Annotated in this window: 9 protein-coding genes; 3 read left to right on the top strand and 6 right to left on the bottom strand. The window is 34.5% G+C overall.

Annotated features, from left to right (window positions below):
• Positions 1 to 339: 339 nt before the first annotated feature.
• The 6 genes from nadA to rpoN all read right to left on the bottom strand — a co-directional run bounded on the left by nadA (position 340) and on the right by rpoN (position 7283).
• Positions 340 to 1350, bottom strand: coding sequence for a quinolinate synthase NadA (gene nadA / locus Megvenef_RS04530; protein ID WP_322776801.1), 1011 nt, complete (start codon positions 1348 to 1350; stop codon positions 340 to 342).
• 149 nt (positions 1351 to 1499) lie between these two features.
• Positions 1500 to 1814: a hypothetical protein gene (locus tag Megvenef_RS04525; RefSeq protein ID WP_322776800.1), complete on the bottom strand. Its 315-nt coding sequence runs from the start codon at positions 1812 to 1814 to the stop codon at positions 1500 to 1502.
• Between the two features lie 137 nt (positions 1815 to 1951).
• Complete coding sequence (locus Megvenef_RS04520) at positions 1952 to 2275, bottom strand: hypothetical protein (RefSeq protein WP_322776799.1); 324 nt, start codon at positions 2273 to 2275, stop codon at positions 1952 to 1954.
• A gap of 106 nt (positions 2276 to 2381) precedes the next feature.
• Positions 2382 to 3395 (bottom strand): ribonucleotide-diphosphate reductase subunit beta, encoded by a 1014-nt coding sequence (locus Megvenef_RS04515; RefSeq protein ID WP_322776798.1) that lies wholly within the window; start codon positions 3393 to 3395, stop codon positions 2382 to 2384.
• Positions 3396 to 3419: 24 nt separating this feature from the next.
• Complete coding sequence (locus Megvenef_RS04510; RefSeq protein ID WP_322776797.1) at positions 3420 to 5264, bottom strand: ribonucleoside-diphosphate reductase subunit alpha; 1845 nt, start codon at positions 5262 to 5264, stop codon at positions 3420 to 3422.
• Positions 5265 to 5909: 645 nt separating this feature from the next.
• Positions 5910 to 7283: an RNA polymerase factor sigma-54 gene (gene rpoN / locus Megvenef_RS04505; RefSeq protein ID WP_322776796.1), complete on the bottom strand. Its 1374-nt coding sequence runs from the start codon at positions 7281 to 7283 to the stop codon at positions 5910 to 5912.
• Positions 7284 to 7368: 85 nt separating this feature from the next.
• Between rpoN and abc-f the strand changes: the two genes are divergently transcribed.
• From abc-f to Megvenef_RS04490, 3 genes are all read left to right on the top strand, one after another.
• The gene (gene abc-f, locus Megvenef_RS04500) at positions 7369 to 9174 is read left to right on the top strand and encodes a ribosomal protection-like ABC-F family protein (RefSeq protein ID WP_322776795.1); all 1806 of its coding nucleotides are present in this window, start codon (positions 7369 to 7371) and stop codon (positions 9172 to 9174) included.
• Positions 9175 to 9309: 135 nt separating this feature from the next.
• Entirely contained in the window at positions 9310 to 9960 is a 651-nt protein-coding gene (locus Megvenef_RS04495; RefSeq protein WP_322776794.1) for a queuosine precursor transporter, read from the top strand.
• 192 nt (positions 9961 to 10152) lie between these two features.
• Entirely contained in the window at positions 10153 to 10440 is a 288-nt protein-coding gene (locus Megvenef_RS04490; RefSeq protein ID WP_322776793.1) for a hypothetical protein, read from the top strand.
• The last annotated feature ends 104 nt before the right edge of the window (positions 10441 to 10544 follow it).

The following is a 10544-nucleotide window of genomic DNA, read 5'->3' as shown; positions in this document are numbered from 1 at the left end:
AAAAAATGAATGTGCGGTGATTTATTTTTGAAATTCTTGAAATTATATCAAAAATTTAGAGTTTTGACGGAGAGACTAATTAACCCCAACTATGGATAAGATAAATATTAGATTTAGTTATGTCCGGCAAAAAATATAGTCATACCGGGCTTGCTCCGGTATCTTCTTATCTGCCGTCATGGTGAGCTCCGTGGGCTTCGCATGTCTCTTCGACCAAGTAATCTTCTCCTATCTCATGAGATCCTGAAGTAAATTTAGGATGACGGTGCGTACAGCGAGCCTCAGTATAAAACCATATGATTCTACTCCTTATTCATAGTTCACGTTAGGAAATGAAAGTCATATAAACTTTCCTACCAACATCCTATCTAGTGCTAATTTAGCTTTGAGTAAAACTGATGATGGAAGTTGGATTTCGGGCGCTTTATTTACCATACATAAATATATTTTTTCCAATGAGTTTAATCGCATATACGGACATTCACTACATGAAGAACAACCAGCTTTATTCAAAGATGGAACATCATAAAATGTGCTCGTTGGAGCAATTTTATGCATTTGGTGAATTATCCCTGGCTCGGTTAAAACAATAAATTCTTGCCCTATATTCTCTTTTACATACTGTAGAAGAGAAGAGGTTGAGCCAATGTGATTTGCATATTCAAGTAATGAAGCAGGGCACTCAGGATGGGCAATAATTCTGGCCATAGGATGAGTAGTTTTTAAGCGTATTAATTCACGTTCGGAAAAGTTCTCATGAACAATACATGTTCCATTCCACAGGGTCATCATTCTACCAGTTTTACGAATCAAATAATTCCCCAAATGCTTATCTGGTGCAAATAAAATTTCTTTATCCGTTGGAATAGAGTTAATAATTTTTTCTGCATTTGATGATGTGACAATGATGTCAGATAATGCTTTTATTTCAGCTGAGCAATTAATATAAGTTACACAAATGTGATTTGGATGCTCCATCTTAAATTTTTTAAATTGGGATGGGGTGCATGATTCTTCTAATGAACACCCGGCATTTAAATCTGGCAGTAAAACCTTTTTACCTGGGTTTAATATCAAAGCAGATTCTGCCATAAATTTAACACCACAAAAGACAATGACGTCAGCATTAGTTTCAGAAGCTTTTCTTGATAGTTCCAGAGAGTCTCCGATAAAATCTGCAATATCTTGTATTTCAGAATCCTGATAGTAATGTGCAAGGATTACGGCATTTAACTTTTTTTTGAGCTTGTGAATTTCTAATTCCAAGTCTAAATAAGGGTCAATATCTTCAGATGAGATGGCGGTTCCCAGTTTTAATGAAGGTTCTTTTAATATATTGTTCTTGGGCATATTAAGTTGATATAGTGTTTCTGGGGCACCGGCTCTCGATTATCTTTTGATAATAATTTGAAGTCGATGAAAAGCTTTTAACATAATTTATTTTCTTGGTCAATTAGCTACAATACAAAAAGGATTTAAAATAAGCTGTGTACTTGTTTTTAATCAATTTCATCTTCTTTATTAGGTACATCGCCAGCTAAGTCAGTAGAATTTGGATTACAGGCCTGTTCTATTTTATTAAACGATGTATTTAAAGCTGACTGCGAAAAAGAAAAATTGTTAGCAAGCCAATTTACAGCTTCTTCTTTTGAATCACTTAGGGCGCTTAAGGTAAATTGAGCAAGTAATGGGTTGTGCTTTAACGCATTTTCTAGCCCCCCATTCTTATCAATCCATTCTTGCACTAAAGGAGCAAAAACCTGTTGAAAAAATATAGGATCAGGATAATTAGTGATTTTATTATTTTTTGACATTTTTCCCCCTTGTCGCTTAGACTAAATATAACACAACTACATAAATTAAGGATGAAGCAATAACTTATCTTTGTAAATATAAATTATTGCCTCTTATTCTAGGTCTTAGTTCTTAATAAGAAATGAAGAAAAAAAGTTTAGTAAGAATCTAAATTATCATCTTCTGAACAGGTCTCTCCGTTTAATTGTTGTTCCTCACATATATTGTTCAATTTAGCAAACGAGTTATTTATTTCTGTAATATTAAAAGGAGAATTATTCCTTAGCCAGTTTATAGAAGTTGGATTTTGTGAAGTTTGTTTTACGTGTGAAGCAAGCTGTGGATAAGTTGCTAGAAAGTTTTCCAGTCCGCCAGCTGATTCTATAGAGCTTTTTATAAAAGGTACAATATTTTTTATAAACAAATCTTTAGTTGTATTAGTGTTTGTAACACTATCTTGTTTATCTTGTTTTTTTGACATTTTTCCCTCTTATCATTTAGATTAAAGTAACTCAACAAATTAAGCATGAGGCAATAACTTGATTTTGTAAATATAAATTATTGCCTTAATTTTACACAAGTTTTAATTACTCAGCAGAAACAACACTATCTTTACCTTTTACTACTTTTTTCTTGTCCATTTTATTAAAAACATCTTCCCAGGAGCCAGTTGTTGCTGCTTTTGTATATTCTGTAACTCTGTTTTCAAAGAAATTAGTATGTTCAACACCATTTAGTATCTCATCTAACCAAGGCAGAGGGTTATTATCAACTAGATAAATTTCCTTCAGGCCAAGCTGCATTAATCTTCGATCTGCTATATATCTGATATACTGGCGAACTTCACGGGCTGTTAGCCCTTCGATACCACCAACTTCAAATGCAAGCTCAATAAATGCATCTTCGAAGTGTACGATTGTTGCGCAGGCTTCGTATAAACGGCTTCTGAGTTTTTCATTCCATACTTCTGGATTTTCTTGAACGAATGTTTTGAACAAACGAATAATTGAATTTGTATGAAGTGTTTCATCTCTTACTGACCAAGTTACAATTTGTCCCATACCTTTCATTTTATTGAATCTTGGGAAATTGAGTAAAATTGCAAAAGAAGCAAAAAGTTGTAGACCTTCAGTGAACGCTCCAAACACTGCAAGCGTGGTTGCAATATCTTCTTTTGTTTCAACACCAAATTTTTGCATGTAATCATATTTATCTTTCATCTCTTTGTACTTCATGAAAGCGCTATATTCTCCTTCATCCATGCCAACAGTATCAAGGAGATGAGAATAGGCAGCGATATGAATCGTTTCCATATTTGAAAATGCCGATAACATCATTTGCACTTCTGTAGGCTTAAATACTTGAGAATAATGCTTCATATAGCAATTATTTACTTCAATGTCTGCTTGAGTGAAGAAACGGAAGATTTGAGTTAGCAAATGCTTCTCTCCCGCTGTTAAGTTATATTTCCAATCCTTAACATCATCTGCTAGAGGAACTTCTTCTGGCAACCAATGAATTTTTTGTTGTGTGTGCCATGCTTCATAAGCCCAAGGATATGAAAATGGTTTGTAGATAGGTTTTGCATCTAATAAAGACATTTGTTTGATACTCCTTAATATTATTTATTGACAAGATAGACATTCGTCGTAATCGTTATCTACTTTTTCTATTGTATGTTCAGATTTTATCTTATTACTCTTTTCAAGATCAATCATTTCCTGAGCTTGTGTTACAGTATGTGATACTTTATCCGCTCTTTGGATAGAGGTAGATCTTGCATAATAGGCACTTTTAACCCCTTTCTTCCAGGCTTTAAAATGTATTTCATGCAAATATTGCTTACTCACATTTCCAGGTAGAAAAATATTCAATGACTGAGCCTGAGAGATATGAGGAGTGCGATCTGCGGCAAGTTCAATTAGCCAGTTTTGATCTATCTCATAGGCGGTTTTAAATATATCTTTTTCATGGTCACTTAAGAAGCTTAAATGCTGCACAGAACCTTCATGAGTCGAAATTGACGACCAAACTTGATCATTATTAAAGCCTTTTTTCTCCAGCAGCTTAACTAAGTTTTTGTTTTTTACTGTAAAGGAACCAGAGAGTGTCTTTTGGGTAAAGCTATTAGCTGCAAATGGTTCAATTCCTGGAGATGAATTACCGCAAATAATTGAAATTGAAGCTGTAGGTGCGATTGAGGTTTTGTTACTAAATCTTTCGTTTACTCCAACTTCAGCCGCATCAGGGCAAGCTCCACGTTCTTCTGCAAGCATTATTGAGGCTTTATCAGCTTCTTTGCTTATATGTTCAAATATTTTATTGTTCCATACTTTGGACATTACAGATTCAATTGGGACATTTTGTGCTTGAAGGAATGAATGCAATCCCATTACACCAAGTCCAATGCTACGCTCCCTTGTGGCTGCATATTTTGCCCTAGACATAGTTTCTGGTGCCATATCAATAAAGTCTTGCAGAACATTATCCAAAAAGCTCATTACATCAGGAATAAAATTGCTATCATTCTGCCACTCTTGATAATATTCAAGATTTACAGATGACAAACAGCATACTGCCGTTCTTTCTTTACCAAGATGGTCTATACCAGTAGGCAGAGTGATCTCAGAGCATAAGTTTGAAGTTTTAACCTTCAAACCTAATTTTTTATGATGTTCTGGTATATGTCTGTTTACCGTGTCAATAAATAATAGATATGGTTCACCTGTTTCAATTCTGGTAGTAAGTAGCCTAATCCATAAGTCTCTTGCGTTTACTGATCCTATGGCTTTCTTCGTTAAGGGGCTAATTAGCTCCCACTTTTCATTGTTTTCTACAGCAATCATGAATGCGTCAGGTATTACCACACCGTGATGAATATTAAGAGCTCGTCTGTTTACGTCGCCACCAGTAGGGCGTCTTAAATCTATAAACTCTTCAATTTCTGGATGGTCAATTGGTAGGTATACTGCAGAGCTTCCACGCCTAAGTGAGCCTTGAGATATAGCAAGCGTCATTGAATCTTGTACTTTTAAAAAAGGTATGATCCCTGAGGTTTTTCCATTGCCATGGACGGCTTCGTTAATTGAACGTACGTTACCCCAGTAGCTACCTATCCCACCGCCACGAGCTGCTAGCCAAACATTCTCGTTCCACAAATTAACTATACTTTCTAGGCTATCACCGGTTTCATTTAAGAAGCAGGAAATAGGTAAGCCACGATCCGTACCACCATTGCTTAATATTGGTGTAGCCGGCATAAACCAAAGCTTGCTTATATAGTCATACATTCTGTTGGCGTGGTCTTCGTTATTGCCGTAATACGAAGCGACCCTGGCAAATAAATCTTGGTTATCCTCATTTTTTAGTAGATATCTATCTTTTAGGACGGCTTTGCCAAAATCAGTAAGTAAATCATTTCTACTTTTATCAATTTTGATTGTGTACTTAGTTTTTTTAGCGTTAGACATATTTTTTGTTTCCTCGCCAGTCAGGTTAATTTGTTATGCTTCTGGAAGCCAATGATAGTTTGCTTGAACGTTTACTTCAAGAGTAAATTTATATATATAGTATGTTTTTTTGCTTGACACACTATATATAGTTGGTCGGTACTGTGTCTTGATCTTCTTCAATAAGTAAAATCAGTAGTGTGAAATGGGATTAAGGCAAGTATGTTTTTTTTGCATAGGGACAGATATTGTGTTGAGTGAAAAATAAAGTATAAAATTACCAAGAGAAAGGTAATTTATGAATAAATTATGTCGGTATTTCGAAGCAATACAAAAACTATCCTAAGCTTGGCCAGCTATTTCCAGGCTCTAGAAATGGATTCGCAAACAAGTTAAGCATTATAGTAAAGTGCAAGTCATCCCGGACTTGATCCAGGATCTTAATTTTTCATTGCCTTGGATCTGAAGCAATTTCAGTCTAACGGATTGCTCCGCCTGAGATTGCTAGCCAAGAGACCAGGCTTCTTGGCCAAAACACGTTCAGGATGGCTTTTTGCGCATATCGAGCAAGTTCTTTTCGTTACGAGGGGATTTAATCGCCTAATTCAACTTAAAAAAATATTATTAATTATGGGGCAACGCCTTAATTCAATGGGATTTACTATATCACTCACCGCCAGACATGGATCTAGTTTTTTTGCGAGTAGATGAGGTCGGGATACCTATAGCTTCTCTGTATTTAGCTACAGTACGTCTTGCAATGCTGATATTAAACTTGGAAAGTTCATTTGATATATCATCATCAGAAAGAATATGATCAGAGTCTTCGCTCATAATGAGCTGTTTTATAATTTCCTTAGCTTTTGTACTTGAGATATTATCGCCAGAGGTTCTCATAGTACCTAAGCTGGAGGAGAAAAAATATTTTAGTTCATAAATTCCACTAGGAGTTGAAATGTATTTATTAGCAGTAGAGCGGCTGATAGTGCTTTCATTAAAACCAGTTAGGGATGCTATGTTATTGAGAGTCATTGGTTTTAAATACATAACCCCGCGGGTGAAGAAATCAATTTGTTCTTCAACAATTGACCCTGCCACGCGCAAGATCGTATTACTTCGCTGTTCTATACTTTTGACAATGGTATTAGCGGCTTCAATTTCAGCTCGAGCAAATTCTTTTTCCTCTTTATTACTAATACTGTCTTTTACAATTGCATAATAATCATTATTCACGCGAAGTTTAGGCATTGACTCGGAATTTGTTTCAAGCTTTGCAAGGCCTCTTTCGTCAAAAGTTAAGATTACGTCTGGAATCTTATAGCTGGTTTGTTCTATATAAAAACCGTTTGCAGGTTTAGGGTTCAGCAACTTGATTTGTTTAATCATGTTGCCAATATTACCAATATTAACGTCACAAAGTTTGGATAATTTCTTGAGATTACCGCTGGCGATTAAATCAATGTTTTTTACCATAGTAAGTAGTGAATGATCAATATTGTCTTGATCTTTAAGTTGGATCAACAAACACTCACGTAAATCTCTGGCAAAAATTCCTGGTGGATCAAAAGTTTGTAGTTCATGCAAAACGCTCAAGACCAATTTTTCTTCACATTTGAGAATTGTGGCTGCTTCTGGAACAGTGATTCCAAGATATCCGCTACCATGCAGGGAATCGAGAAGAAAATACGCGATTAGTTTTTCTTTTGGATCATCGAAAGATAGGTTAATCTGCTCGGTTACATGCTCTTTCAAAGATTTTTCACTAGCAATATTCGATAAGAAATCCTGGCTTGAATAACTACTTCCTGAGCTACTATGATTAGATTGATATGGCTGAAGGCTTTTATCTTTATTTTGATTCTTTTTATGCCCCTCTATGGTAATGTTCCCATCCTCTATAAAAGGATTTTTACCGAGTTCTTGGGCAGCAAATTCAGTCAGCTCTAAATTAGACATTTGTAAAATAGATATGCTCTGATGCATCGTGGTCGTCATCGTCAGAGTTTGTCTTTGTTGAAACGTCTGAATTTGTTTTGGCATAAAGCAGTTTAAATAAATATAGTTTTCAAGGAATTTTGGTTTATTATATCCCCTACAAAACAATTTTTATACCAAATAACCAAAGATGGTACCAATTTTTTATATTAAAGAAGGCAACCTGAGTTTTGCTGATAAAAAAATCTTATCAGAGCTTGAACTTTATGTCTCAAGAGGTGATCGCATTTGCTTAGTCGGCCGAAATGGTTGTGGTAAATCGAGCTTGATGAAAATTATTGATGGCGAGTATGAGCTTGATACGGGAGAGTTATTTCAAGATCCAGCGATTAAAATTGGTTATTTAAAGCAAGATATGAAATTGCTACCAAAGGGTAAGATTTATGATTTTGTATTATCATCGTTTAAAGATGAACATGATAATAATAAATACCAAGCTGATATTATTTTAAAGCAACTTGAAATCGATGGTAATGCTGAGTTGGAAAATTGTTCTGGTGGGCAAATTAGAAGAGTTTGCCTAGCTAAAGCACTTATTAACAGTCCTGATATTTTACTACTCGACGAGCCGACAAATCATCTTGATATTTTAGCAATCGAGTGGCTAGAAGGTTATATAAATAATTATAATGGAGCTGTTATTTGTATAAGCCATGATCGTACCTTTCAGGAGAACATAAGTAATAAAATCTGGTGGATTGACCGGGGCGTATTGCGTAAGTCTTCTAAAGGATTTAAGTACTATGACCAGTGGAGAGAAGAAATCATTGAAAGTGAAGAAGCAACTTTGCGAAAGATGAATAGAAAGCTTGAAGTAGAGAAGGGGTGGCTTAATGCTGGAGTTACCGGCAGAAGAAAGCGAAATCAAAAAAGATTGGCCAATTTACACCGTCTGAGAGAGTCATACAAATCTCATCAATCTCATTTGCAGAGCGCAAAGGCTAGACTCCAGATAGAGCTTGCCGAAGAAATGCAAAAAACTAAATTTATTATTGAAGCTGAGAATATTTCTTATAATTTTCCTGGTAAAAAGCTGTTTGATAATTTTACTTTTAAGGTTAAAAAAGGTGAAAAAATAGGTGTAATTGGCCCAAACGGTATTGGTAAATCAACGTTTATTAAAATACTTATCAAGGATATAGAGCCAGAGCTTGGTAAAGTTAAGCATGGGACTAATCTTGAGATTACTTATTTTGATCAATATAGGTCAGAGCTCAATCCAACTCATAGTTTGAAACAGACCTTATGCCCAACTGGTGGAGACCAAATATTTCTTAAAGACCGAACTATGCACGTAGCTGGTTATTTAAAGCAATTTATGTTCGACCCTAAGATTCTTGAGGATAAGGTCTCTACACTTTCAGGTGGAGAAGCCAATAGACTACTTTTGGCAAAGGCTTTGATAAGCCCAGGAAATTTTTTGATACTTGATGAGCCGACAAATGATTTGGATATGGATTCTCTTGAAATGTTGCTTGAAATTTTGGCGGATTATACTGGAACGCTAATTATAGTTAGTCATGATAGGGATTTTCTTGAGCGTTTAGTTACGAGGACATTAGTCTTTACCGGTGAAGAAATTGTTGATCTTTATGGTGGTTATACTGATTATTTAACTTATCATAAAAAAGACGTAAAGGTAGAAAAACACGTCAAGAAAAAAATTATTGAAAATATTCCAGAAACGGCGCCAAAACAGCAAAAACTAAGCTATAAATATGTGAGATTACTTGAGTCCTTGCCACTCGAGATTGACCAATTGGAAAAAAAAATAACCGAGCTTGAGTCTGAATTATTTGAGCATGACTTATATATGTTAAATAATGACAAATTCAACAAGCTTACAGATAACTTGTTAAAAGCAAAAGAAGAGTTAGATCAGAAGATGATAGAGTGGCTTGAGGTTGAAGCTATAAAAGATAACTTAGAAAAATAGGTTTGTTTATTATAGCAAAGCCACGCTAATTTAGGTATGTTAATTCCAAAGCGATGCTGAGCAGAGTATATAAATAAGTGAGCATAGCGGAGCGCCTTGTAATATTTATGTACCAAATTAAACTGGATAAGCTATATGTCTACTTCGATGAAGCTATACGTAATATTGTGTAGCATTTTTTGTACTGTGATTGTAACTGGAAATCTGATATTTCAAAAATTTATCATTCTCGATTTATTTGCTCAAAGTTTTGAAATTTCTGTTGGTGTATTTTTATACCCGCTTACGTTTTTAATATCAGATCTGGTAACAGAATTTTATGGTAAGAAAAATGCTGAGCTGATGATAAAGACTGGGGTGATTTGTAGCCTTGTTGTGCTTTGCCTAATTACAGTCGCTGACCTATTACCTGCAACAGATTGGTCAATAGTAGACGATGGTACTTTTCATCAAGTATTTAATGCATATGGGGTAGCATCCTTTGCTTCAATTATTGCTAACTATATCGGACAACTTATTGATATACATATTTTTTCACACGTAAAAACTTTGACTAATGGTAAGCATTTGTGGATAAGGAATAATGTCAGCACCATAGTTGGCCAATTTGTCGATACCATAACAGTTGTTTCCATTTTATCGATTTTTTCAATTATTCCAGTAGGGCAGTTTTTTATAGTTATATACGGCAGTTTATCGTTTAAAATATTGGCTGCTTTGCTAGATACACCGTTTTGTTATCTGGGTCATTATTTTATGCGCAAAATAGAATTTGCACATGACTAAAAATGGTTGATAACATTATATAATGTTAAGGTTGTTTTGTATTAATTACAAGTTATTGACTTTATATATAATAATAAATTATCATTGTTATATATAGGAATAGAAGGAATAGAAGGAATAGAAGGAATAGAAGGAATAGAATCTATTTTTATATATTGGAGATAAATAAACTAAAAATTTTTAGGTATATTTATGAAAAATATTGAATTTACTCAAGAAAATTATTTAGACCTACTTAAAGCACTTGGAGATAATGCTCCTGCATGTACACCACTAACAATGAAGTTAAGAACATCATACAATAACTCAGTTGCAATAAACGATTCTAAAGTTGAATTGCATAGGGTTTCAAATTTTGCCCATAAAGATCTAGAATTCGAAGAAGAAGTTAAATACGGGGCATGGTTTACGACCGCAAATGAAGATAATGGAATTCAAAATCAGATTTTGGTTGAGTTTTTAGGTGAAAACTGCAATTAGTGCAATTAGCCATTAGCTAAACTATATAGTCTCTCCGTCAAAACTCTAAATTTTTGATATAATTTCAAGAATTTCAAAAATAAATCACCGCACATTCATTTTTT

Source organism: Candidatus Megaera venefica (assembly GCF_034554655.1).
GTDB lineage: Bacteria > Pseudomonadota > Alphaproteobacteria > Rickettsiales > Rickettsiaceae > Megaera_A > Megaera_A venefica.
Note: the sequence above shows the minus strand (reverse complement) of the source record. Positions and strands in the feature narration are given on the sequence as shown.